Annotated in this window: 22 protein-coding genes; 10 read left to right on the top strand and 12 right to left on the bottom strand. The window is 69.7% G+C overall.

The window, feature by feature from the left end; translation table 11 throughout:
* Nucleotides 1–28: 28 nt before the first annotated feature.
* The 4 genes from ABD340_RS05100 to ABD340_RS05085 all read right to left on the bottom strand — a co-directional run bounded on the left by ABD340_RS05100 (nucleotide 29) and on the right by ABD340_RS05085 (nucleotide 3,944).
* Nucleotides 29–1,453, bottom strand: a complete 1,425-nt coding sequence (locus tag ABD340_RS05100; protein WP_344587283.1) for a VWA domain-containing protein — start codon at nucleotides 1,451–1,453, stop codon at nucleotides 29–31.
* Nucleotides 1,450–2,841: a hypothetical protein gene (locus ABD340_RS05095; RefSeq protein WP_344587282.1), complete on the bottom strand. Its 1,392-nt coding sequence runs from the start codon at nucleotides 2,839–2,841 to the stop codon at nucleotides 1,450–1,452. The genes ABD340_RS05100 and ABD340_RS05095 overlap by 4 nt, the downstream gene beginning before the upstream one ends.
* Nucleotides 2,841–3,335 (bottom strand): hypothetical protein, encoded by a 495-nt coding sequence (locus ABD340_RS05090; RefSeq protein WP_344587281.1) that lies wholly within the window; start codon nucleotides 3,333–3,335, stop codon nucleotides 2,841–2,843. The genes ABD340_RS05095 and ABD340_RS05090 overlap by 1 nt, the downstream gene beginning before the upstream one ends.
* Nucleotides 3,336–3,671: 336 nt before the next feature.
* A complete protein-coding gene (locus ABD340_RS05085; RefSeq protein ID WP_344587279.1) occupies nucleotides 3,672–3,944 on the bottom strand; it encodes a hypothetical protein in 273 nt (90 codons plus the stop codon).
* 166 nt (nucleotides 3,945–4,110) lie between these two features.
* Between ABD340_RS05085 and ABD340_RS05080 the strand changes: the two genes are divergently transcribed.
* The 5 genes from ABD340_RS05080 (at nucleotide 4,111) to ABD340_RS05060 (ending at nucleotide 8,827) form a co-directional block, all read left to right on the top strand.
* Nucleotides 4,111–4,365 (top strand): winged helix-turn-helix domain-containing protein, encoded by a 255-nt coding sequence (locus ABD340_RS05080; RefSeq protein WP_344587278.1) that lies wholly within the window; start codon nucleotides 4,111–4,113, stop codon nucleotides 4,363–4,365.
* A gap of 351 nt (nucleotides 4,366–4,716) precedes the next feature.
* Nucleotides 4,717–5,214 (top strand): MarR family winged helix-turn-helix transcriptional regulator, encoded by a 498-nt coding sequence (locus ABD340_RS05075; protein WP_344587276.1) that lies wholly within the window; start codon nucleotides 4,717–4,719, stop codon nucleotides 5,212–5,214.
* Between the two features lie 115 nt (nucleotides 5,215–5,329).
* Nucleotides 5,330–5,734 carry a PPOX class F420-dependent oxidoreductase gene (locus ABD340_RS05070; RefSeq protein WP_344587275.1) on the top strand — a complete coding sequence of 135 codons (405 nt, stop codon included), beginning with the start codon at nucleotides 5,330–5,332 and terminating at the stop codon, nucleotides 5,732–5,734.
* A 13-nt stretch (nucleotides 5,735–5,747) separates the two neighbouring features.
* Nucleotides 5,748–6,593, top strand: coding sequence for an LLM class flavin-dependent oxidoreductase (locus tag ABD340_RS05065; RefSeq protein WP_344587274.1), 846 nt, complete (start codon nucleotides 5,748–5,750; stop codon nucleotides 6,591–6,593).
* Nucleotides 6,594–7,477: 884 nt separating this feature from the next.
* Nucleotides 7,478–8,827 (top strand): outer membrane protein assembly factor BamB family protein, encoded by a 1,350-nt coding sequence (locus tag ABD340_RS05060; protein WP_344587273.1) that lies wholly within the window; start codon nucleotides 7,478–7,480, stop codon nucleotides 8,825–8,827.
* Here ABD340_RS05060 and ABD340_RS05055 read toward each other — a convergent pair.
* A complete protein-coding gene (locus ABD340_RS05055) occupies nucleotides 8,824–9,735 on the bottom strand; it encodes a serine/threonine-protein kinase (protein WP_344587272.1) in 912 nt (303 codons plus the stop codon). The two genes, ABD340_RS05060 and ABD340_RS05055, sit on opposite strands and share 4 nt — an antisense overlap.
* Before the next feature lie 104 nt (nucleotides 9,736–9,839).
* Here ABD340_RS05055 and ABD340_RS05050 point away from each other — a divergent pair, with 104 nt between their 5' ends.
* The gene (locus ABD340_RS05050; RefSeq protein ID WP_344587271.1) at nucleotides 9,840–10,595 is read left to right on the top strand and encodes a hypothetical protein; all 756 of its coding nucleotides are present in this window, start codon (nucleotides 9,840–9,842) and stop codon (nucleotides 10,593–10,595) included.
* 981 nt (nucleotides 10,596–11,576) lie between these two features.
* On the opposite strand, the gene ABD340_RS05045 is transcribed toward ABD340_RS05050, so the two are convergent.
* Both ABD340_RS05045 and ABD340_RS05040 read right to left on the bottom strand, forming a co-directional pair.
* Complete coding sequence (locus tag ABD340_RS05045) at nucleotides 11,577–12,491, bottom strand: S16 family serine protease (protein ID WP_344587270.1); 915 nt, start codon at nucleotides 12,489–12,491, stop codon at nucleotides 11,577–11,579.
* A gap of 4 nt (nucleotides 12,492–12,495) precedes the next feature.
* Complete coding sequence (locus tag ABD340_RS05040) at nucleotides 12,496–13,257, bottom strand: hypothetical protein (protein ID WP_344587269.1); 762 nt, start codon at nucleotides 13,255–13,257, stop codon at nucleotides 12,496–12,498.
* A 398-nt stretch (nucleotides 13,258–13,655) separates the two neighbouring features.
* Between ABD340_RS05040 and ABD340_RS05035 the strand changes: the two genes are divergently transcribed.
* Together ABD340_RS05035 and ABD340_RS05030 are read left to right on the top strand one after the other, a co-directional pair.
* A complete protein-coding gene (locus tag ABD340_RS05035; protein ID WP_344587268.1) occupies nucleotides 13,656–14,540 on the top strand; it encodes a sigma-70 family RNA polymerase sigma factor in 885 nt (294 codons plus the stop codon).
* A gap of 24 nt (nucleotides 14,541–14,564) precedes the next feature.
* Nucleotides 14,565–15,002 carry a hypothetical protein gene (locus ABD340_RS05030; RefSeq protein ID WP_344587267.1) on the top strand — a complete coding sequence of 146 codons (438 nt, stop codon included), beginning with the start codon at nucleotides 14,565–14,567 and terminating at the stop codon, nucleotides 15,000–15,002.
* A 70-nt stretch (nucleotides 15,003–15,072) separates the two neighbouring features.
* On the opposite strand, the gene ABD340_RS05025 is transcribed toward ABD340_RS05030, so the two are convergent.
* The 5 genes from ABD340_RS05025 to ABD340_RS05005 form a co-directional block, all read right to left on the bottom strand.
* Nucleotides 15,073–15,714 carry a hypothetical protein gene (locus ABD340_RS05025; protein WP_344587266.1) on the bottom strand — a complete coding sequence of 214 codons (642 nt, stop codon included), beginning with the start codon at nucleotides 15,712–15,714 and terminating at the stop codon, nucleotides 15,073–15,075.
* Entirely contained in the window at nucleotides 15,711–17,609 is a 1,899-nt protein-coding gene (locus tag ABD340_RS05020) for a type IV secretory system conjugative DNA transfer family protein (protein ID WP_344587265.1), read from the bottom strand. The genes ABD340_RS05025 and ABD340_RS05020 overlap by 4 nt, the downstream gene beginning before the upstream one ends.
* A gap of 28 nt (nucleotides 17,610–17,637) precedes the next feature.
* Nucleotides 17,638–17,973: a hypothetical protein gene (locus ABD340_RS05015; protein ID WP_344587264.1), complete on the bottom strand. Its 336-nt coding sequence runs from the start codon at nucleotides 17,971–17,973 to the stop codon at nucleotides 17,638–17,640.
* A 26-nt stretch (nucleotides 17,974–17,999) separates the two neighbouring features.
* Nucleotides 18,000–19,103, bottom strand: a complete 1,104-nt coding sequence (locus ABD340_RS05010) for a hypothetical protein (protein ID WP_344587263.1) — start codon at nucleotides 19,101–19,103, stop codon at nucleotides 18,000–18,002.
* A 196-nt stretch (nucleotides 19,104–19,299) separates the two neighbouring features.
* Nucleotides 19,300–19,884 (bottom strand): hypothetical protein, encoded by a 585-nt coding sequence (locus ABD340_RS05005; RefSeq protein ID WP_344587262.1) that lies wholly within the window; start codon nucleotides 19,882–19,884, stop codon nucleotides 19,300–19,302.
* Nucleotides 19,885–19,983: 99 nt separating this feature from the next.
* On the opposite strand from ABD340_RS05005, the gene ABD340_RS05000 reads away from it, so the two are divergent.
* Both ABD340_RS05000 and ABD340_RS04995 read left to right on the top strand, forming a co-directional pair.
* The gene (locus tag ABD340_RS05000; protein WP_344587260.1) at nucleotides 19,984–20,640 is read left to right on the top strand and encodes a hypothetical protein; all 657 of its coding nucleotides are present in this window, start codon (nucleotides 19,984–19,986) and stop codon (nucleotides 20,638–20,640) included.
* 105 nt (nucleotides 20,641–20,745) lie between these two features.
* Nucleotides 20,746–24,486, top strand: a complete 3,741-nt coding sequence (locus tag ABD340_RS04995) for a hypothetical protein (protein ID WP_344587259.1) — start codon at nucleotides 20,746–20,748, stop codon at nucleotides 24,484–24,486.
* The last annotated feature ends 121 nt before the right edge of the window (nucleotides 24,487–24,607 follow it).

The raw sequence follows: 24,607 nt of genomic DNA, 5'->3' as shown, positions 1-24,607 counted from the left end.
TCGGGGGACTCCTCTAGGTGTCTGGGGTCTAACCGAGAAAGTTCTTGAGCTCGAACACGAGCTTGTCGATCCGCCCGGAGATCACGGGCGTGCCCATCTCCTTGAAGCGCTGCCGGAACCAGGGCTCCACCATCTGCGCACCGGAGCTGTTGACCGAGCCGACCGGGATGAACTTCACCCCGGCGCCGTGCACGGCCTTGATCCCGTCCAGCAGCGGCCGGGACCGGTCGAACTCGTAGAAGTCCGAGATCCACACCATCGCCGTGTTGCGCGGATCGCTGATCTTGGGCCGGGCCATGGCCATCGCCACCGGCCCGTCGTTGCCGCCGCCGAGGTTGGTGCGCAGCAGCACCTCGAACGGGTCGTTCACCCAGGCCGTCAGGTCGATCGCCCGGGTGTCGTAGGCGATCAGGTGCACGTCCACCTTGGGCAGCCCGGCGAAGATGGACGCCAGGATGGTGCAGTTGACCATCGAGTCGACCATCGACCCGGACTGGTCCACCACCACGATCAGCCGGGCGGGCGTGGTGCGCCGGGCGGTGTGCTTGTAGAAGAGCTGGTCGACGTACAGCCGCTGGTCTTCGGGGTTGTAGTTGACCAGGTTCTTCCAGATCGTGCGGTCCAGGTCGAGGTTGCGGAACACCCGCTTGGGCGGCACGCTGCGGTCGATCTTTCCGGCGCTGGTCTGCTCGACCCGCGACTTCAGGACGTCCGCCACCTCGTCCACGTACCGGCGGATCAGGCTCTTGGCGTTGGCGAGCGCGACACCGGACAGGTTGTGCTTGTCGCGCAGCAGCTGCTCGACCAGCGACATGCTCGGGGTGAGCTGCCGGGCCAGCGCCGGATCGGCCAGGACCTCGCGCAGCCGCATCCGGGAGACCAGGTCGCCTTCCAGGTCGCCCAGGATCCGCTTGAGCTCGTCCTCGTTGACCTCGAAGCCCTGCCCGGCGCCGCCGCCCTCGCCGCGTCCCGGGGTGGGCCGCCGCAGACCGGTCGCGGGCGACCCGTCGCCCGCACCCCGCTCGCCGGTACCGGTGCCCGCGCCTGCGGTATTGCCTTGACCGGGACCGCCGCCCGCGCACGCGCCGAGCGCGGCGCGCAGCCATTCGGCGTCGCGCTGCCAGGCGGCGAGCTGCTCCGCCGACACGTTGCCGGAGCCGGTGGAGAACGCGTTCAGCAGCAGCTTCGACACCAGGGCCGTGCGCCGCACGCGGTCGCCGTCGTCGCCGTCGGCGAGCGGGTCGCGGAACTCCGGCTCCAGCTCGGGGAACCGCTGCACGACGGTGTCGACCGAGACGCCGGGGTCGAGCAGCGCCGCCGGCAGCCCGCGCTCCTGGACGACGGCCATGCTCCCCGCCTCAAGGGCGGGCTGCTCCTCGGCGTCGAACACCCGCCCCAGCAGCCGCCAGAGCAGCACCTGCCGGCGGACGTCGTCGCTCTCGCTCTCGCTCATTTGCGCAGCAGCCTTCCAGCGCGTTCGGTGAGGACGGCCACGGCGTCGCCGGAACGGGCCTGCGCCTTCACGACCTTCGGGTCGGTGGGGCCGAGCGCCCAGTCGCCGTTGTGCGCCTCGACCGGTTCCTTCTTCACGGTGCTCTGCACGGCGAGCGGCTGCAGCGTCCAACGCCCGGCGTCCCAGCGGAGCAGGCCGATGCACGCCGTGGACGCGTTGACGAGCTGCGGCGTGAGCGGGCCGCTCGGCGGCAGCCGGTCGAGGTCGACCGCGATCGCCTCGCCGTTCAGGTCGAACGTGCCGTCGCGCTTGGCCCGGTAGCCCTCGACGAGCACCGGCTCGGCGATGCGCACCGGGTGGCGGTCGAGCGGCGCGACGGCCGGGGCCGCGGCGTCGGAGAGCCGGACGCGGGCCGTCGCGAACGGGTCGGTCTGCTCGCCGGGTTGGGCGCGTTCCTCGTCCCAGAGCAGGTCGCCGGCTTCGGTCAGGGCCATGTCGGTGACCTCGATGGCGCGGCGCTTGGCGAGGACCGCCAGCAGCTTCGGGTATTCCGACAGCAGCTTCCACACCGCGGGGCCGAGGATCGAGTCGACCTTGGCGGCGGCGACGGAGACGCGGACGAGCCGCACCGGCCCCCCGTCCTTGGGCTCCAGCACCGCGTGCAGCTGCGCCTGGACGGCCGTTCCGTGCTCTTGGACGTCGACGCCCAGGGGCAGGAGCCGCCCGGAGACGGTGGCCGCGCCGCCCGTCCAGCTGCCCGATTGCGCCAGCAGCACCGCACGCGTCCACAGGTCGGCCCAGCGGCGTTCCGGGACCTGTTCCATCGTCGCGACGGGGGACGAGGCGCGCAGCTCGGCAGCGAGGCCGTCCAGCAGCACGGCGAGGCGGCGCAGCCGCGGCTCGGCCCACAACGCCTCGAGCACCTGGTCGGCGGCCGACACCAGCGCGTCGTCGACGCCCCGCCAGCCCGCGATGGCCAGTTCCTGCAACCAGGAGCGGCTTCCGGCGAGCAGATTGGAGGGCACCGGCTCCCGGTCGGCGGAGGACTCCTCCCACGCGGAACGGGACCGGCCGAGCGCGCCGTCGAGCCGGGCGACCAGCGCGTCGTGCACCGCACCGAGCAGCGCGGCACGGGCTCCGGCCAGTGCGGACAGCTCGGTGACGCCGATGGAACCGGTTGCGAGCTTGCCGGACGCCTCCGCCAGCGCCTCCCCGAGCGGGGACGCGCCCACCGCGCCCACCAGTGCGTCGAGGGCCTCGGTGTGCCGCGGGCCGAGCCGGGCGAGGCCGTTGGCCAGCGCGGCGTCGAACCCGGTGACGACCTCCAGCGTCTCCGCGACGCCTGGCGGCGTCTGGGCGAGCAGTTCGGCGAGCTGTACTCCCTGCATCAGCGGACCGCCCCCAAGGCCGGGAACCAGTGCATCTCGGTGAGGGGCTCCGGGCTGGCCGGAACCTCCAGATAGGTCAGGTGCCGCAAAAACCGGCTGAACACCATGGCGGCCGGGGCTTTCTCTTGGTCGCCCTTGAGCAGGAAGTCGAGGTTGTCCCCGTCCGCGGCCTCGACCTTCAGATAGCGCGCGACCCGTTCGAGGCCGTACTGCTTGACCGCCTCATCGATCAGCGCGTTGAGGTGTTTGCAGCGATAAGAGCCGCCGATCCCGCCGCACGGCCGATTATTGTTGGTGCTGCAATTGAAATTGTGCGTTTCCGCCGCGATCGAGGAAACGTACACCCGGGCGATGTCCGAACCGCTCGACACCACCCCCTGCAACCGGCCTTCCGCCAATTCGACGAACGGCACTTTGACCAGCTTTCGCGGTTGGACGGGCGGCACCACCCGCACCGCGCTCCGTTCCTCCCACCCGGCCCCGCCGGAATCCATGAGTTTCGACCTCCACCTTCGCGGTTCGTCGGATGCCGATAGTTCTATCGGCTCCCTCCGACAGAACGGGCGCACTTGGCCGAAGATCACAGAGCCGCTGGTGGGACTCCGTACGGGCGCCCCGCTGCATTGCCGCGGGCCGGTGGGCCGGACATGCGAGCCCCCGCCCGCTCACCAGGAACGGACGGGGGCCGGACGCGTGCCCGACTCGGGGCCGCGCCTAGAACATCGCGCGATGCCTGCCGATGTACCGGGGCCGCCGCCCCGCCGCGTACACGGTCGCGGCCCCTGCCAGCAGAGCCGCACCAACGGCGATCACCGCCGTTACGAGCACGGTCACACCGCACCCCCCACGAGGTAGTGCAGACGCGCACGCGCCCCCTCGTTGTCCCCCGCCCGTAGCGGGAACTCCGCCCACAAGCGATCCTGCCGCACCGTCTCACGCACGCACGCGTCCGCCGTAGGGCCGTAAACGGCCGTCTCCAGCCCTGCCGCGCGTTCGCGGTCAGGCAGTCGGCAGTGGAGTCGCGCGGTCCAGAACTCGCCTTGCTCGTCGCACTCCAGCGGTTCCCACCGTCGCGACGCGGTGGCCTTAGTGTGGTTCACCATCGGGCTCGACTCCTTTGCAGTCGGTTCCGTAGGCCCCGCGCGGCGCGTCACCGTCGCTCGGGGCCGTCTTGTTCCTGGTGAGAGCCTTGCAGAGTTGCGCAGACAAAGGAACAGAATAGAAGGGAAGCGAACAGAACCATTGCGATCAGCGCCGTAACGTAGCGGTATGGCCAGCTTGGACGGCATCGCGGCGCTACGGGACCAGCTAGTCACGGTGATCCGCGAGCGAATCGCAACCGGGACATACCAACCCGGCACGAAGCTGCCCACGGCGCGCGAGCTTGCCGACGAATTCGACATATCCGCCCGCACCGTCACGGATGCGCTACGCATCCTCCGCGAGTCGGGCGAAGTGATCGGCGTGCGCGGGCGGGGCGTTTTCGTCCGGCCAACCGACACAGGCGAGGCGGACGGAGGCTGAACCGCGCCACCCAACGTCAACGCGTGTAATCCGGAAATCTCCAACGTGTCGCCCCGCACGGGAATCTCCGATCGCCACGATCTGCCGCGTCCAGCGATCACCCGTCCCGGGCAGCCGCCGCGCACCGCAGGCGACGGCCACCAGAATGCCATCGGATCGCCGCGGCACGATGACCGAGATCATCGGCCCATTTTGATCGACCCCAAAGCCCGTTTACGAAAACAACGCGATATCCCATCACCGCTAAACAGGAAAAGCTCATCTTCCGCCGGGCACACCGGCACGCATTACACTGCCCCATACCTTGATCGCGGTGACGGTCAGGAAATGGCCCGCGTGTACCATAATGCCGTGGACAAGAGGACGCGGACGGACGCGGCGGCAGAGCAGGGGCGCGCAGCCGGCGGATGCTACCCCGGCGCGGACGGCGCGCCCATGGACGTCGGCGGCGCCCTGATCCAGCTCACCGGCCTGGTGCAGGCCGTCTACGCGCGCGTCTCCGAACGCCACGACCTGACCCCTGTCCAGGCCAGGCTCCTGTGCGTCCTGATGTACGGCCCCAGGGGCATGGCCGAGCTCGCGAACTGCTTCGGTGTGGAGAAGGCCGCGCTCACCGGCCTCATGGACCGGGCCGAACGACGCGGCCTCGCCCAGCGGTCACCCGTCCCGGGCGACCGGCGCGCACTGCAGGCGACGCTCACCGACGCCGGCCGCCAGAAGGCCATCGCGTTCCACACCGAGATCGGCGCCGAACTCGGCCACCTCATCTCACCCCTCGCGCCCGACGACAGCGAGCACTTCCGCAGCGCGATGGCCAAGATCATCCAAGGCTACGGCAACCGCGCATAGACGCCCCGTACCAGGGAAGACAGCCGCACGAGAGCGTTCGCCACCGAGGTACGTGGCACTGATAGTTAGCGGCATGTACAGTATCGCCAGTTAACATCTCCTGAGGAGGCCCAGAGTGTCGTTCAGCGAAGAGGAGATCGCCTACCTGCGGTCCCAGCGGCTTGCCCGGATCGCCACCGTCTCCGCCGACGGCCAGCCGGACGTGGTGCCGGTGGGATTCGAGTTCGACGGGACGCACCTGTTCGTGGGCGGCATCGACCCCGTCAAGACCCGCAAGTTCCGCAATGTGGAGGCCGGAAACACCAAGGTCGCCATCGTCATCGACGACCTGGTCTCCGCCGATCCGTGGACACCGCGCTACCTGCGCGTCTACGGCGACGCCGTACTCGTCGAACGCGAGGGACAGTTCGGCCCCGCCCCCTACATGCAGATCACCCCGACCACCTCCTGGAGCTTCAACCTGGAAGGGCAGCCGTTCACCCACGACCGCGAGGTCAACGTCCAGCGCACCGTCCACTGAACCGGAGGCACGAATGGACATCGGGATCGGCCTTCCCAACACGGTTCCCGGAACCGAAGGCAAGGCCCTCGTCGACTGGGCACGGCAGGCGGAGGAGGCGGGGTTCAGCACCCTCGGCACGATCGGCAGGCTCGTGTACCCGAACTACGAGGAGCTGGTCTCCCTCAGCGCCGCCGCGGCGGTCACCAGCCGGATCCGGCTGACCACCAGCGTCCTGCTCGCACCGCTGTACACGAACGCCGCCCTGCTGGCCAAGCAGGCCGCCTCGCTCGACCGGCTTTCCGGGGGACGCCTGGTCCTGGGCATCGGCCTGGGCGGACGCGACGACGACTACACCGCCAGCAAGGTGGCCAAGGAAGGCAGGGGACGCCGCCTGGACGAGCAACTGACCGACATGAAGGCCGTCTGGTCCGGTGATGCGATCGGGCCGGAACCCGTGCGCGGCGGCGGCCCCGAACTCATCCTGGGCGGCGGCACCGAGGCGAGCTTCCGCCGGGTGGCCCGGTTCGCCGACGGCTGGATCATGGGCGGCGGCACGCCCGACATGTTCGCCCAGGCCGCGGCGAGCGTCGATGCCGCCTGGCGGGACGCCGGCCGCCCGGGAAAGCCCCGCAAGCTGTCGCTGGCCTACTACGGCCTCGGCCCAAACGCCCGAGCCCAAGCCGACACCTACCTGCAGGACTACTACGGCTTCCTCGGCGACATGGCCCGCCAGGTCGCGGCGGGCGCCGCCGTCAGCGCCGAGATGGTCCAGTCCTACGCCTCCGCGTTCGAATCCAGCGGCTGCGACGAACTGATCTTCATTCCCACCGCGTCACAACCCGACCAGATCCACCTACTCGCCGCGGCGATCGCCTAATCCAGCGTCTTCGGGTGGATTGTCGCTGGTAATGACAGGTGCGAGGCGAGTTTGATGCCATCGTCGCCAGTGGCGGCAGTGTTCGATCGTTGTCGGCCGGCTGCTGATCAGCCGGGCCATCAGGTGCTGGACCTCCGCGAGGGCACGGCGGATCAGGCGGGCCGGATTCGCAGCCCTGGCCGAGGCGACGCCGCAGCTGGGAATGAGCCGGGGCCGAAGGCCCGGCCGATGCACCCGGATTGAGCTCGCAGCTTGCGCGATCAGTGCGTGGCGGCCGATGTCCGCCCAGAGGGCGACCTGATCGGCACTGAGCTCATGGCTTGCCCGGCCGCGTGGCGCGGCCGGGCAAGTGTCATGCAGCGAAGCCTGACGGGTCAGGAAACGTTGCCAGTTCCAGCACTGCCGGAGGCAGCGGCATCGCCGCTCCCGCCGCCAGTGGTGCGGTCGCTGCCCTCGCCGGTCTCAGTCGTCGGGCCGTCTGTCCCAGCGGCCGGGGTCCTTATCCCAGCCGCCGCGAAGAACTCGTCGTCGGCGATCCGGCTGTAAGTATTCGACATAGCGACTCTTCCTCCTACATGCTTTGTGGTGGCAGGCCCTGGCTTGTTCCGAGAGCCAGATTCAACCGTCCGGAGTCTTCTCGTAACCGCAAGGCGACGAACGAAGACGTCGCTGCCCCCCATGGCGGCACTCACGTCCGAAGGAGCGCATCGGCCGGGTGCTGGAGCGCGTTCACCCCGTCGGGCCCGCTCGACTTGATGTGCGCCGTCACCGTCGTACCGACGAGCGGGGATTCGAGACCGAAGTCACTCAGGATCGTACGCACGGACCGATCCGACCGAAACCAGACATCGGGGACGTCCGTCTAAGGGCATATGCGACGGATCATGGCGGGACTGATCGTGCTGGCCCTCGGAGCCGCGGGCGGCTGGCTGCTCGTCGGCGGAGACGGCGGCGGTCCGGGGGACGACGGCCGGGCGCCGACCTGGCGGACCCGCGTGCAGTTGCAGGCCTCGATCGAGGGCTATGACGTGGCGGCGACCGCCGATTCGGTGGTCGTGCGGATCGGCCGCTCAGTCGTGGGGCTGGACCGGCGTACCGGGCAGCAGCGCTGGAGCTACAAGGCGAAGGACGGCGACGTCGGAGACTTCTACGCCGACGTGGCGGTCGCCGGAAATGTGGTGGCCGTCAGCGGCCGGAAGAAGGGCGAAGGTCTCTGGCTGGACGTCCTCGACACCGCTTCTGGACGCAAGCTCTGGTCTCACAAAGCGAAGAGCGGTGAGGTGACGGTGCTGCAGGACGCCGTCTACACCGCCGACTGCGCCCGCGACTGCGTGGTGTCCAAGCGCGACCTGCGCACCGGCGAGGACCGCTGGACGCTGAACGAGCCCCCGGCCACGCAGGTCATGCCGCCCGATCTCGGCGCGCGGATCGGCAAGACCGAGGCGCGGGCACTGCAGGCGCGGCCGTCCGGGGCGTACGTGCTGCTCGCCCGCGGCGACGGCCGCAAAGCAGGGGACCGGTTCACCGTGCTGGACGCAGGCACCGGGCGGCGCCTCACAGGCGTCCGCAACACGGGCTGGACCGGCATCCTCACGCCGCGATCGCTGGTGGTCGGGGAGCCGGTGGACGAACGCGAAGAGGACCCCGCGTGCAGGTACTCACTGCGGGCTCACGGCATACGGGACGGCAAGCCGCAGTGGCGAGGCGAGGTCTCGACGCACTTCTCCAAGCGCGACGACAAGTCCGGCTGCTCGGGTCTGCTGACCACCGGCGACCACGCTCTCGGGATCCCGCCCGACGCCTTGATCGCCACGACGGCGGACGGGCGTCCTCAGGCGTTCGACCTGGCGGCGGGCAAGCCCCGCTGGGCGGCACAGCGCCGCGGAGTGCCGATCGACGCGGGCCCACGGGTGGTGCTCGTACGGGACACCAGGGAGAGTGGCCCCATCCGGGCCCTCGATCCGGCGACCGGCAGGGAGCTGTGGCAGGCCCCGGACCCGGAGGAACTGACGGCCGACACGGCGGTGGCCGGTGACAGCGTCCTCATCAGGTATCGCGGCGGCAACGGGGGGCGCACGGCGGTGCTCAACGCCGCCGACGGTCGGCAGCGGTGGACCTCTCAGTCCGGCAGCGGGAACCTCGCCGGTGCGGGCGATGATTGGTTCGCCATGGTGCCGTCACGCAGCGACCAAGAGGGCCCCCACGACATCCTCTTCTACGAACTCTCCCGCTAGCTCCCCCTCGTATGTGGCGCCCATCGACGACCATCGGGGTCGGTGACGCGAACGGCCGCCTCGTCGGGCAGCCGCGGCGCGTAGCCCGGATCGGGCGCCTCGGTGAATCGTCCGACCAATTGCTCGGCCGTGGGACGCCACCCGGGTTCGCGGGCGAGACAACTCACGATGATCTCGGTGAGCCGCGGATCGTCCAGGGCCGCGCGCAGCGCGTCCAGCCGAGGTTCTTCGAACTGCGTGCGGTAGAGCAGCGACGGCACCGAGCCCGTACCGAACGGCCCTTCTCCCGTGCCGGCGTACACCAGCACGGCACCGAACGCGAAGACGTCGCCCTCCGGCCCCGAGTTCCGGAGGCGGATCCGCTCAGGCGGGATATAGCCCGGGGTCCCCAGCAGCGACCCGGGCGCGGTGATCGTGTCGGCCCCGTCGGGACGGGCGATACCGAAGTCCACCACCCGCGGACCGTCCGGCGCGAGCACCAGGTTGGACGGTTTGAGATCGCGGTGCAGGACACCGGCCCGGTGGATCGCCGCCAGCGCCTTGGCCAGTGCCGCCCCGAGCACGCGCACCGATGGCCCAGCCAACGGCCCGCGCAGCTCCACCATCTGCTGCAGGGTGGGTCCGCGCAGGTAGGCGGTGGCCAGCCAGGGCTCGGCCGCGCTCATATCGTGGTCCACCACCGGGGCGATGTACGCCGGGTCGATGCCGCGCACGGCGGCGATCTCCCGGGCGAACCGGTCACGGCGGTCCTGGCGATGAGCGATGTGCGCGTGGACGACCTTGATCGCGACGAGGTCACCAGACGAATCGTGCCCCAGATACACCCGGCCGGTGCCCCCCGCCCCCAGCCGCGCGACCAGCCGGTAGGCGCCGACCTGCGCTGGATCGCCCGAACGCAATGGCTCCATTCCGCTCCCCTCGGAGTCCCGGGCCCGCTCGGCCGCCAAGCCCGTGTAGCTTCTCCATGGGTATGATCACTTCCCCAGGCGGACGACTTGCACGAGGTGACCGCGTGCCGAGCGTTTTGGTGTACGTACCGTCGGACCCGCGTCGCGACCCGGTGCGCAGAGAACTGTCACCGGGCGAGACGCTCAGTTTCGGACGCGGCACCCCCGGTCACCTGGTCGACCTGCAACTGGACAATCCCACCGTTCCACGCCTGGCAGGGGAGATCCTCGCCGTCGACGATCACTGGCGGTTGAGCAACTTTAGCCACGACCGGACCTATGTGGTAGAGAATCCGGAGGGTGCGGGCGAATATCTGCGGATCCCGCCGCTACGCGCCTCCTGCCCGGTCCCCTTCGAGTTCTCGCGCGTCGTGCTCTCCACCCGGGGCCCGACAGCCTCCTTCCAGGTGTACGCGTCCCAACACCTGTACCTGGAAACGTCCGACGTCGAACCGCCCGACCTGGACGGCGCCACGACCATCTCGGCGTTCTCCCTGGACCAGGACGCGACCTACTTCCTCATCCTGGTCGCCCTCTGCGAACCACGCCTCCGGGACGAGTCGTCCACGGCGGTCCCCACCTCGCGCCAGGTCGCGGAACGCCTGAGCACCCTGCCCAACCGCAAGATCAGCCTGCGCGCGGTCAACTTCCACATCGACTACCTCGCCGAACAGAAACTACGCGTCAAACAGCCCTTCGAAGAGGAGAGGCTGGACGGCAAACGAGCCGCGGTAGTGGATGTGGCCCTGCGCTTCGGCCTCATCCGCGAGGAACACCTCCCCCTCCTCCCCACCCGCCGTCCACGAACGCCTGACGCCTGACGACGAACGACGACTGGAGACCGACTCCTGAGCAGCCGCAGTAAGGCGCCAGGAGGCACGAGGGGAAGCAAGTCGATCGAGGCGGTCGGCCTGTTCGGCGTGTTCATTGCCGAGCACCCCCTCGAACGGTGAGTCGGACCCGGACGCCGCCATCGGCACACCGAGCCGACCTAACAAAGATCGACTCGGCGCCCTTGCAGCACTCCCGCCGGGGCCGCCTTTTTGGGTGCACCATATCCATGGTTTTCGCATACCGAAAAGCCCGCCATCTGCCACCGATTGTCAATGTCGCTCGTGTCGCAAATCGCATCCGATGTCGGATATCTAGGGCCCCAGAAGTTTGCTGTTCACAGCATTGCCGGGACGCCCCAGTCGCGCCGTCACACAGAAAAGCCCTGGTAGGCGCGGCAATGACCATCCCGCTCCGCTCGACCTCCAGCGACCAGGCCCCCTTGCGGACACCGGCCACCAATGGCGCGTTCTTTCCCCCTCGATGCAAACGCGACGGCTGCCACCAAGTGGAATATCGTCGGGCTTCACCCGCCCCCAGCACCTCCTGTGAAACACGTCACATGCGTTTGCCGGAGCCCGACGAACATGGACAGTTCTTATTGACGGCGTTGGCCGTCATTACACCTCGAGCAGTGGGAGTACTAATGTCGGGCTGCCAGCATGTGTGGGAGAAGGTCGGCGACAAGGTCATCCAGTGCAAGAAGTGCGGCGCTACGCAGACCACGTAGCAGAACCGGTCCACGCTTGGGCGCCCCCACCTAGGGGGTAGCCGAGGCCTGGATCTCCAAAAGCGGTCTTGCCAGGGCACGCCCTGGCAAGACCGCTTCGCTCTTTGGTGCAGTGCCTCAATGCCCCAATGACCGCGCACGATTTGCGCCAGCCGCTACGGAGACGCCTGGACCGAGTTCAGGCTGTGATCACATAGACGGTCTCGCGGGTGCGGGCGCCGACCCTGAAATTACGGCTCCGTCAGCCCGTTGACACGTGGGTGAGGGGTTGGGCGGCGGTGGTGCAGAGGTGGTTGAGGGCTTCTTTGGTTGTGCGGACGGGGATGATTTTCAGGTTGGTGCCTTTGGCCGCTGCGGTGGCCTCGCGGCTTTGCCAGGTGGGGACCAGGAAGACGTCGGCGCGTGCTGCTATGGCGGCGTGGATCTTTTCGGTGACCTCGCCGACGGTGGTCACGGTGCCGTCGGAATTGATGGCGCCTGTTCCGGCGATGCGGCGGCCGCCGGTCAGATCGCCTGGGGTGAGGGCGTCGACGCGGGCCAGGGCGAGGATTAGCCCGGCCGAGGGGCCCTGCACGTCGCCTAGGGGGTAGGCGGCGGCTGAGGTCTCGCGTACGCGCACTTGGGCCAGGTGGGCGGCCGATATTGGACGGAGTTCGGCGGTGCCCCAGGTGTTCGCGGAGGTCATGGGGACTACGAGCACCTGTAGGCGGGACTGGCGAAGGGGGGTTCGCAGGTCGTTCTGTGTGCGCAGGGGGGTGAGGACCCCGGCTTGCTGGGTGGCCAGCAGGATGTCGCCGGGGTGCAGGCCGGGAGCGTCGGTTACTTGTAGGCCGGTTCCGCCTACGGGGGTGCGGCGTGCGGCCAGTTGGGCGGCGACTAGTACGGCGTTGGTCTGGGAGGCTGCCATCGTCTGGGGCATTGGGGGGGCGTCGCCGCCCCGGATCGTGCGTTGTCCGGTGAGTTCGGCCTTGCTCCACTGGAACCAGTTGCTCGGGCTGACGCGGGCTGTCGTGACCGACCAGGAGCCGCCGACCTGGATCACGGGGCCGGGGCCGACGCGGTAGTAGGGGGAGTCCGTGGCCGCGAAGCCCGCGAGTGTGATCAGCGAAGCGACCGCCCCGTACCGTAGCCGGCGGCGCAGCGGTATCGCGTTCATCTCATCAGCCGGTCGCCGCCGACCGGTCCAGCGCCGCGCGCAGGTCGGTGCCGGCCTTGACGACCCGGACGTAGTGGCCGGTGAGGCGCCCGGCGAGCTGGGCGTTCAGGCCGCCCTCGCCGATGCCGCCGGAGAGCTGGTGTCCCTCGACCGCGACGATCGCGTCGCCGCCCTGGACGAGGACCTCGGTGACCTGCACGGGGTTCATGGCGTTGGTCAGGAAGGTCACCGGGTCGCTGGAATACTCGATGATCTCCAGCCGCTCCCGGCCGTAACCCCGGTTCAGCAGGCGCTCGGCCCCCTTGAGCCGGCAGGCGCCGCGGCCGATGCAGGCGCCCCGCGCGTCCACTCCCTTGGTGGTGGGGGCCACGGCGATCTTCGTCTTGGTTCCGGCCACGCGGGCGACGGCCTTGATGACGACCTTGCCCCGGAGGATCTCGTCGACGAAGCCCGCCAGGATCCGCTCGACGAGTTCGGGTGCCGTCGCCGACAGCAGGAGCCGCTCGGTGCCCTCCTCCTCCCCACCGGAGACGCCGACGACCAGCGCGATGACGGTGTCCCCCGGCACCAGCTCGGGGGCGGCGGCTCCCTCCGGGAGGTCGTAGGCGTCGGCACGGGGCAGGAGCGCCTCCCGCGGCAGCAGGGTGGCGACGTCGTAGACGGTGCAGCGGAACCCGTCGGGCCCGCTCGACTTGATGTGCGCTGTCACCGTCGTCCCGACGAGCGGGGATTCGAGACCGAGGTCACTCAGGATCGTACGCACCATGGTCCTTTCGTTTGTCAGGCGGGGCTTGGCTCTCGACTGCCCCTGTTCTTTAGAGTCCGTGCGTTCACGGATCCGCAACCGGTGTTTCGGCGCCGGCGGCCAGGTCGTCACGATGGGTCGCTCTGTGACCGCTAACGGACACGCCCTGTCACTGGTGGTTCTGCTTGTGGTACGGCGCCCTGGAACTCTCCAGGGTCCACCAAAGACGTCCATGTGCCATGTTCTCCCCGTAGGGGAGTCGGTACCCAAATCGGCACTTCTGGGTGGGGCCACAGGGTTCCACCTTGGCGAGGTGGCGCGTCTGCTTCCGCCGTCGCCACGAGCACGACCCCGGCCCTCTCGCGCTCATCTGCCCGCCAACTCATCAAATGAAACGACATCTGATGGTGAGGAGACAGATGGACACTGTGCAGCTGGATGGCGGTAGGCCCGCCGCCAAGGAGTTCCGCACCCGCAATGACGAACTCTTCGCCCGCCGTAAGGAACTTCAGGAGCAGCTCGCCGTTCTGCGTGCCAAGGCCGACGCGGGTGAGCTGGACACGCTGTCGGAACCTGCGTTGCGCCGCGCCGAGCGCCAGTTCGAGGACGTCACCCTCGAAATCCTGAACGTGAACTTCGGTCTGGTCCGCAGGTACGTCGCGATGTTCACGTCCAGATCCAGTAAGCACATCGAGGATTTCGAGAGCGCCGGCAAGGTCGGGCTGCTGTGGGCGATCTCCTCGTACGACCCGAAGCGCGGCCCGTTCGCCGGCTGGGCGTTCAAGCCGATCCAGCGGGAGGTGCTGCGCGCGGTTCGGGACGCCGATCATCCCAATCTCAACCCCGGTGACTTCGAGAAGCGCCCCGCGATCCTGGCCGCCGAGCGGGCGTTCCTGGAGGAGGCCGGGCCGGACGCCCCGGTGGACCACGCGGACGTCGCCCGCCGCGCGGGCGTGACCGAGGCCCAGGTGCTCCGCGTCCTGGACGCGCCCCGGCTCGACAGCCTGCAGACGCCCGCTCCGGGCGAGGACGAGACCTCGTGGGAGGAACGGCTGCCCGCCCTTTCGCCGGGAGTCGAGGAAGAAGTGCTGCTCCAGTTCGACCTGCGCGCCATCGGTGGCCGCGGCTTGCCGAGTCTGGACCCCCGCGAACGATATGTACTGACACGCCGGTTCGGGCTGGACGGAGAGCCGGAGCAGTCGCTCCGCGTCATCGGCGAGCGGCTCGGGCTGTCCCGTGAGGGGGTGCGGCAGATCCAGCAGAAGGCGCTGGCCAAACTCGCCGGCCCCCTCGTGGACGCGTAGGACGGGACTCGAAGGACGAGCGGGATGAACGACGAGCGGAAGCCGGCGACCGAGCCGGTCGGGGGCTGGGAACAGGACCCGTGGATCATCATTGACGACACCGTCGACGGCCCGGGGAACAACGGCTGGGAGCCTTCCGCCACGTCGCAGACGTGGAACGGCATGGATGTCTCGCCCCCCGGAGCGGGGGCGCGGACGGAGAGGGAAAGCGCGTCGAACGCCGCGTTCAGCGCGCCGCCCGAGGCGGCGCCGGAAGACCGGTCCGGCTGGACGGCGCCCGTGGGCGACGGACTGCCGCTCGACGTCGGCGAAGGCGTCCCGGCCCGCCGGGCGCTGCCGGCGTACCGGCCGCCGCGCCCCAGTGCGGACACTCTCTTGCCTTTCTTGGTGACCTTCGCCATCACCTGTATGGGCGTGCTGCTGGTGGTCTCGTCGATCATCTGGCGTCCGCACGTTCCCTGACGGTTCGGGCTGTGCGCCGCGGCGTCTGAGACACGCGGCGCACACCCGCGGGCCGGCGGCTCGCTCGCGGTCAGGCACGGGCACGCGACCGTTCACGTCGGGCCCGCTCGGCGTCGGCGCGGCGCCGTGTCGGGCGGCCCTTCGGCTCCTGCGGGTCGCGCCGCCGTCCCTCCGAGGCCGCGCCGCCGCCGGAGCCGCGCAGGGCCTTGACCCAGATGACGCCCTGGTCCGTCCCGTCGCGCAGCACGCCCCTGACGGCTCGCGCGAGCCGCCGTACGATCCGCACGAACGCCAACGTGAGACCCGCGATCCCGAAGTTGACGACCGCCGCCAGTCCGGCCACCTGTCCCCAGGCGGCCGCCTCACGCACGCCGCACCGGCCGGTACTGAACAGCCCGCCCGGGCATTCGCCCGGGATCATCACCACGAGCATTCCCGCGACCACGGCCAGGGAGCACAGCGCGGCGGCGGCCGTGAACCGGCCGATCGTCTTCTTCCAGCGGCGGTGCAGGCGCACGGTCAGCCGCACGACCGCGGCGGCCGCCATGCCCGCCGCTCCGGCGGCGAGCACATCGGCGATCCCGAGCCGGAGCGTCCCGCCGTACTGGAGAACGAGCAGCCCCAGGGAGATGCCCGCGAGCGCCGCGCCCAGGCCCGCGACGATCGCGGTCTCGATCGCCAGCGTGCGCGGCCTCACCCGGAGCGCGGTCATGGCACCCGCTCCTCGTACCACTGGAGTTCCTGGGTGCGCATCGGCATGATCACGTACTCGACCCTGCTGTCGGGCTTGTTGACCCGCAGGTACCCCTCGCCCGTGCCCAGGTCCCGCAGTTCCTGCGGGGAGACGATGAACTCTTCGTCCGTCATGACGTTGAACTGCTGGGGACTGCCGCTCCGGCCGAGCCGCTCGGAGAGCGTGGCGTTTTCCCGCATCCCGAGGAACTCGGCGCATTTCTCCGCGGACTCCGGGGACGACTGCGCCATGGCGATCAGCCAGTTGATGTTCTGCGCCAGCCGGGACCAGTCGTCGCCGTCCTTGTCGATCCAGTCCGTCGGCCCCTGGGTGCAGAGGATCATGTTGAACAGCGCGGACCGGACCCGCGACAGCATGTTCATGGCGATGTCCCGGTCGATGAAGTTCGCCTCGTCCACGACGATCAGCCGCGGCCGCTCCTTGGGGGCACGGCCCTGGATGCGCTGCGCGGCGTACACCGACAGGCGCTGCAGCGCCGAGGAGGACAGGATCTTGGCCATGTCGGGCTGCCCGAGCGAGTTGAGCCCGATGTAGGTCAGCCCGTCGCTCCGGACGTCGATCATCTGCCGGTCACCGCCGGGGACGAGGATGCGCCGGCCCACGCCGGAGTCGTACAGCCCGGTCAGCTTGGTGCCGAAGCTGGCCGCGGAGTTGGCCTCGTCGCGGGACGGCCGGAGCACGTTGGCGTAGCGCTCCGTGCAGTGGCCGGTGCCGCGCACCCGGTCGATCGCGAGGACCCGCTCCCTGACGATGCCCCGCATGTTCTCGCCCTGCTCCATGATCTTGCCGATGTCCAGCATGGTGGGCAGGGCGAACCGGTCCGGCGCCACCTCGTTGGCCTCGTAGCACAGCTGGACGACCTGCTGCAAGATCTTGCGGTTCAGCGCCTGCCAGAACGCGTCGTCGAACTCGACCAGCGTCATCATGGTGTCGAACGCCTCGTCGGCGGACATTCCGGCCAGGGCGTTGAACCAGTAGGCGGGCCGCTCGTCGGCAAGGGCGATCTCCTGGAGCGGCACCGCGTGCATCCGCGAGTACGCGCGCAGGAAGTCGCGCAGGCCGCCCGGCTCGGTGTCCTCCTTCATGTCGATGACGGTGACGTCGAACCCCATGTCGAGCGCCGCCCCGATGATCCACATCAGGGTGACCGTCTTCCCGCTCCCGGTGGAGCCGACGACGGCGCCGTGCATGCCCATTTCCTGGACGCTGAGGAACACCGGCCGGTCCCGGCGGCCCAACCCGATCGGGAGCGCCTTGGCCTTGAGCGGCGTCTTCATGGCCTTCGCCGTCGCGTGCGGGCCGCGGACGGCGGGGATGTCGCTCAGCGGGACCCGGCCGGCCACCCGCTTCTTCAGCATGTCCCGCCGGATCTTCAGGGGCGTGATCTTGTCGTCGACCGACTCCTTGCGGCGCATCCACGTGCCGTCGAACAGGTCGGAGAACTGGTTCATCAGGCGCAGGAACCTGCTGAACGCGGCGACCGGCGAGCCGATGGCGTCACCCATGATCATGCCGGTGCAGCCCGCCAGTACCGCCGTTATGCACAGCACCACGGTGACGGGGACCCGGCCGGGTTCCCCCGGGCCGTAGTCGACGAAGCTGAGCAGCCAGTAGCCATAGCTGAGCGCGTTCTGCTTTGCGTACACGGCGAATCCGGCCACGCCCGCCAGCGTCATGATGGCCCAGTCCCGGCGGGTCAGGAGCCGGCGCAGCGCGACGAACAGCACCACCGCGCAGATGGCCGGGACGAGCGTCACGATGAGCATGGCGATCACCACCATGACCACGGTCGTGAACACGTATCCGCCGCTGTCGTCCCCGGGCCTGGGCGGCGGCCCTCCGCTGTACGCCACTTTCACTCCCTGTACTGGGACACCTGCATCAGGAATCGGTCTTGCTGACCTTGCTGATGCTCTGGAAGACCTTGTCGACAAGGCCGGACATGGCTTCCACCCCGTCGATGGTGAGGTTGAGGTTGAACAGCAGCCCGCCGATCAGCAGGCCGAAGGTGAGCGCCCGGAACGCCTCCCCCGGCCTTCCCCGGCCGATGCCGTTGACCATTCGGAAGACCGCGATCACCACGATGACGACCGCGACCGCGCCGCAGATCGCCACGAGTGCCTCTCCCCCGGGCGACTCGAGGAACTCTTGGGCCCCGCTTCGACCGGTGTCGCCGGCGGGCGCCGCGAGCAGTTGGAAACCAGGGACTGACGTCATCATCTTCTCCTGTTGTGAGTTCCTGGTCAGTTGGCAAGAGCGTTGTAGTAGGGCTCCAGCTCCGCCGCGGAACCCGCCGGTCCCCAGGCGAGCACCGGAGGCTGGGCTCCCGTCTCTCCCACCAGCAGGTCGAAATCGGCGAAGGTGGTGAACGGCCGGGCGGGGACGTTCCCGCCAGGGACCGTCCCGGCGGGCGCCGCTCTGGCAAGCAGGATCCGCGCCCGGACGATGATTTGACCGTCGGCGGACTTGATCGCCGAGAGGATCTGCACGGCCTGGGGGGCATCGGCCAGGGTGAATCCCGACAGGCCCGCGTAGCGGTGGGAGCCGTCCTGGTCACCGGTGATGGCGAGCAGACCCGCCGAGTCACCCGTGGCGTAGGCCCTCGCCCACCGCAGGATCTGGTTCTTGGCCGCGTCGCTGACCTCTGTGGTCAGGCCGCTGTAATTGGTGTAATCGCCCCGTCCCCCCGCCTTGCCGACCCCGTTCTTCCAGACCGACAAGGCGGGCGACGCCGCCAGAACCGGCCCCTTGGGGTCGAGCAGCACCGGGACGTCCAGCTGGAGCACGTTCGAGGCCGGCGCGTCCCCCGTATCCCCGCCCGCGGTGGGACTGGCGGAAGTCGAGGGGCTGGGCTGCGGGGAGCCCGTCTCGCCCGCGGGCGGCGAGCCGGGGGGCGAGCCGGGGGGCGGCGCGGACGGCTGCCCGCCCGATGCCGACGGCGGCCCGCCCGATGGCGGCCCGCTCGGCGACGCGGACGGCTGAGCGCTCCGCGCCCCGGACGGAGCCCGCGGGGTCTGCGAGTCCTGCGCGGACGGTTCCCCGGGGGCTCCCAGGACGACGAGGAAATGGTGCACCTCGAAATCCGTGAAGCCGGCCTTCTCCGAGCCGAAATGCTGCGGGCTGAACCCCACCCAGTTCAGCGACCGGTAGTCGAGCGGGGTGCTGCGGCCGTTGGCGGTCTGATTGGCGGCCGCCCGCGGGTCGAAGGACTCGGCATGCGGCAGGTTCTGCTGGTCGCCTGCCAGGAAGTTCACCGCCGCCGTGTGGGCCAGGTCGCGGCCCTTCGGGTCGAGCGATGACAGATCGGGCTTGGAGCTTCCCTTGGTGAGGGAGACGATCAGAGCCACGGCGCTCAGTCCCGCCGCGAGAAAGAGCGCCCCCAGGATTCTTCTGGCCCGTCTGCGAGCGGTCGGCTCGCTGGAACGCCGGGCGGGCACCATGGTGAACCGCGTAGGTGACTGTTCCGGCATCGTCCTCTCCACCGTTTGTGATGTCGCAGGCAGGACCGTGCGGCCGTCATGCGGATGCGCAAGTCCGGGTGGCTCAGTCGCGCCCGCGCTTGTCCCGGACGCGGCCGCGGCCGCCTGTCATCCGGGCGGACGCGGTCAGCCCGCGGGAGCCGCGCGGGCGGGAGGGCAGCCGGGCCGCGCCGGGCATCTCCTGCTGCGGATAACCGCGCGAGTCCCAGCGGACGGCGTCCACCGGAACGCCGCCCGGCAGCATCCGGACGGTTCCCGCGGCGGTGCGGCGGAGCGGGGCGATGCCCACGTACAGGCGGACCGGCCGGCCGTTGACGACGAGTTTGCGGTTGCGGGTCTCGTTGAACTGCAACCCCAGCCACTTGGCCAGCGACTCCCCCCGCAGCGGTGAGATGTTGACGGCTCCCCAGCCGAGCCCGCCGCCGAGCGTGGGACCGTACATCAGCGCCTTCAGGCCCGGACCGGCGACGAAGAAGGCGACCAGGAAGCCGATCGCCGCCCCGATGAGGACCGCGATGAGCGTGCTCAGCCTGACCGTGCGGGGCAGCGTGACGTCCTTGTTCACGCTGCCGATCACGGTCGGTGGCGGCTTCAGCATGTTGGTCGCCGCCAGCATCACCGGGCCTTTGACAGCATCGTCCTGGCTCATGCCCAGGACCGTGCGCGGTCGGGTCCCGGGCGCCACCGATTCGCGATTCGTTGGCGCCCGCCGGTTGCCCGGACCCCTCCGGCGGCGACGGTCACCGATATGCCGAAGGTGACCGACTACGTCCGCGAGGGCTTCCGGCGGCGGCAACGCCCGTGGGACCGCACCGAACTCCCCGAATGGTGGGATGTCGCGATCTGGTTCGCCGTCGGCGGCGTCGTCCTGATGCTGGTGGCCGGTGCGGCGCTGGGGCGCGGCAAATCGTCCGGCGGCGGCACCGCCGGGGCCGAGCCGCCGCGGTACACGGTCCAGACACTGGACCCCCGCGGTTCCGGCGCCGCTCCGGGCTCGCCGGGCGCGACGCCCTCGGCGTCCGCGGCTCCCTCCCGGACGCCTCCCGCGGGGGTCTCCGCCAAGGACTTCACCGCCTCCGCCGCGATGCAGGTGCCGGTGACCAGCGGCGGGACGACCGTCGTCCCGGCCGGTGCCCGGAACGTGGCCATGGCCGCCGCCAAGGCCACGGCGACCGGGAACTGGAACGCGATCCCCTTCGTCGGCTCGGCGCGGCCCTCCCCGGCCAGGTCACCGACACCGCAGGGATCGGTGGTGGGAGAGATCACCGTCGCGGACCCTTCGGTGACCGGCAACAGCCAGTACCGGTTCAGCGCGACGATCACGCACGGCGGACAGGCCGCCCCCTACGTCGTGCGGATCCTGGTGGAGCGGAACCAGTCCGGCTACGCGATCCGGGCGCGCTAGCGCGGTGTCCCACTCCAGCATCCCCTTGCCCTCCCGGCGAAGCGGCGGACGGTCATTGGCGTCGCCCCCGATCCGGGGAAGCCGCAGAGTTGAGCGAGGTGCCGCGTGGACGAGCCGGACAGGAGCCTTCGGCGGCCGTCCGACCCGGCAGGCCAGCCGGAACCGCTGGACGATCAGGAACCCCTGGACGACCAGGAGTCGCCCGACGACGCCCTGCGGTATCCGCCCGAGGTAGTCCCCGCGTCGGAGGTTGATCCCCGCGCGCTCGCGGCGGCCCAGCAGCCCCCGAACGTCAAGGACCTCTTCGCCGAGCAACCCGACCTGGGCGTGGACGGAACGGGCAAGGCCCCGTACGGCGCGGCCGCCCTGCTTGGCGGGGCCGTCAACCTTCCCGCCGCCGCCAACCCGCTCGCCGAGCAGCAGGCGCTGGACGCGGCCGCGAAGGCGCTGAGGCCGGCTCAGGGCGCGGGCGGCGACCCGGAGAAGGGCCTGATAGGGCAGCTGGCGGATCAGGCCCTCGACGAGGCGACCCGGGCCGCCGACGAGGCCCTGACCAACGCCGCGGAGCAGTACCTCGGGGCGCCGGTGCAGGGCGACACCCTGGGCGAGAAGGCCCTCGATGCCGTTGGACAGGGGGTGGGCCAGTTTCTCGCGGGGGCCGCCAGCGTCTACACGCGCGGCGCCTCCGACGTGGCCAAGAATTCCGCTCCGGGTCGGAAAGGTCTGGACAAGTTCCAGCAGTCTCGCTTCGGGAAGTGGATACCGGAGCCGGTCATGCGCGGTTTCCGCTCCGGGGGCGGGATGGCCCGGATCGGGAAAAGCGCCGCAAAGAGCAAGAAGGACACCACACGGAACGAGAAGGCCAGCGGCTCGGGGACGGGCTCGGGGTCGAGCAGCGGGAAGTTCCGGGTGTCGATGGCCGTCGCCCTGCCGCTGATCGCCCTGCCCCTGTCCATCATCCTGCTCTTCTCGTTGATCATGGGCATCGGCGCCGCGGACGGCGACGAGCAGTCCCAGCCCGAGGACGGCTCGGACCGCAAGGTCGCCAAGTACTTCCCCGAGGGGTGGCAGGAGCTCCTAGCGGACGCCGCGAACCGGGCCGCCGAGGGCGGGGCGGAGGACTTCGCCAAGGTGCCCTGGACCGTCCTGGCCGGCATCGCCAAGACGCAGACCGACTTCGCCCGCTACAGCCCGTACGACAACATCGACCGCGACAAGGACCGCAAGGCGGCGGAGATCCCTTCAGGGGGCGGCGGCGGTGGTGGCGCCGTGGAGGTCGGCAGCACCAGCGGCGGCGGGCCGGGGCCGATCCAAGGCGTCAAAGGCCCGGGCTCGACCGGCACCGTAGGCTCCGGCGACCATCCCGCGCCGCCGGCCGGCACCCTCAGCGAGCAGCTCGGCTGGTTCATGGCCGCGATACGCGAGCACGAGTCGGGCGGCGACTACGACCGCCAGACCGGGGCGAGCGGGAGCGACGCCTGCGGCGCCTACCAGGTCATCTCCTCCACCTGGAACAAATTCGGGGGCTACCAGACCGCATGCAAGGCCCCGCCGAGCGTGCAGGACAGATGGGCGCGCAACAGCTTCCTGACGAAATTCAGGAACTACGGGACTTGGCAGCAGGTCGCGGCCGCCCACTTCTCCGGCTCCGGGATTTACGAGGAGACGACCTGGAGCAAGTGCCCGGGCCTGTGTGGCTTCAACCCGACCATCTGGGACTTCGTCGACAGCGTGATATCGAAGATGCGGAAGTACGCCGGGCAGCGCCAGGCCGGAGGGGGCGGAGGAGGCGGAGGCGGGGTGCAGCCCGCCTCGTTCCGTATCGGGGATGACGGGATCGGGGCGATGCCCGCCGCGTCCCAGGTGGAGGCCGATCCACCCGACGCCGCCGTGAACGCCGCCGCGGGGCCCCCGGTCTTCTTCACCGGCGGTTGCGCGGTCGACGAACCCGACCCCGGCATCGGCGGCCGGGACAAGCAGGGGACCGGGCCGTACCTGCTCACTCCCGCGGCGGCCGGCCAGATGCGTCTGGACGGCCTCGATCCCCAGAGCCCGTGCGAGTCCTCGCTCTTCGTCGCCCGCGAGCTCATCAAGACGGCCAAGCGGGTCCACGCCGATCCGAAGAGCCCCAAGTGGAAGCCCAACGGGTCGAAAAAGGACGAGGAGGAGGCCCGGAAGTACTGGGGCAAGATCATCGAGTCCTCCGGGATCTTCGTGGACCGCTCGGCCGATCCCGACGCGCCGTGCGCCCTCCCCCCGCCCGCCGCCCCCGACAAGCCCTGGTCGATCAGCTACAAGATCATCTCAATCTGGAAATGCGAAGCCACCCGGCTGCAGGATCTCTATCTGGTCACCGGCGGCAAGTACCAGGGGAACACGTTCGAGTACTCCGTCGAGACCGACCGGGCCGCCGCCGTCGAGACCCTCGTCAACGAGGCGATGTCGGTCAGCTACGGAGCCGGCAAGTGGAAGACCGAAGACGAAGACTGCAACAACTTCAAAAGGGACGAACGCCAGGGCGTCTTCCCGATGACCAAGAAGGAGGCGGACGCGGCCGGGGTCACGGATCGGTGCGATGTGGACGAGAACATCGCGGGCGCCGCCAGGCTGGTGCTCTCCGTCGAGCAGACCAAGCCGGAGGAGCGCCCCGACGACCTCGGCGTCTTCCAGCCGATGATCGGCGGCTGGCAGAAGCTCGGCATCGCCATGGGCACCGACCTGCGGCTGTTCTCGACGGTCGGACCGGGAACCCAGTTCACCGCGTCCGAAGAGTGCACCCGGGTGATGACCCGCTTCCTGACGGCGATCGCCCCGCAGGCCACGGACTTCGCTGCCCTGAAGGACCCCCCGAGCAGGGAGAAGGTCTACAGCGAGTGGGAGCCGAAGCTGTCGGCTCTGGCGAGGGCGAACGGCCTGACCGACCCGGCCTGGGACCGCGCCTGCTCCATCGGATCCTGGGCGCCCGGGTTCAACAACACGCTCGCGCAGATCGCCACCGACCTGGCCTCGAGCGACCGCGCGAACAGCGACAATCTCAACGGCCTGGTCAACTACTACCAGGGCAGGGAGACCGCCAACGAGCCGACGCCCCCGGTCGTCGGCCAGGACACCCTGGTCATCCCGAGGCTGGCGCTGCGCCCGCTGGCGGAGATCGGCGCCCCGGTCGCCCCCGACGCCGCCGACGCCTGGGACGGGCTCGGCAGCGCCGAGGGGGTGACCCTCTCACTGGGGCAGCGCGCCATCGAGTACGCCTGGTTCTTCGGCGGCGTCATCGCCCCGTTCAACAGCGCCGGCAAGCTGATCGGTTCGCTCGAGAGCGGTTCGGGCGGGGAGGGCACCACGGGTGTCGTGCAGGTGGAGGTCGGGCCGGACGGCTGCCCCAAAGAGGCCCCGAACAACACCCTCCGGAACGGCGCTGCCGAGATCGGTATCCACGAACTGTGCGTCAACTCGGTGGCGAAAGCCCGCAGCCCGGAGGCGGCGAAGGCCATCAAATGGGCGCTGACACATCTCGGACTTCCGTACTGCATGTGCGTTCCACAACGCGACTGGGACAACATGGCCGACTGCTCCAGCTTCGTATCCCGCGCCTACCGCAGCGCGGTCCCGAACCTGTATCGGGGAGCCTCCCCGAATACCCACATGCTGCGACAGGTTCCCTGGATGCGGAAGATCCCGATCAGCCAGGCCCAGCCAGGAGACCTGGTGCAGCCGAACGACGGGCATGTGGCGATGAAGCTGGCCAACGGCTACAAGGTGCACACCAATAAGCGCTCAGAACCCTCCCGGGTCGATCGCTACGACTACATCAACCCCACCTGGGTCGGCAAGTTCGATCGCAGCTAGCTGTGAACCGACGGAAAAACGGCTTGGCGATATCTCGCCGGACCGGACCTGACGGGAAACGGTAAGGCGCGCGTCCGGCCGCGGATCCACTTGCGAGCGCGGCGCGTTATACGCGAAAATC

The organism is Actinomadura vinacea (genome assembly GCF_039532545.1).
Lineage (GTDB): Bacteria > Actinomycetota > Actinomycetes > Streptosporangiales > Streptosporangiaceae > Spirillospora > Spirillospora vinacea.
This window is presented reverse-complemented; position numbering and strand designations above follow the sequence as displayed.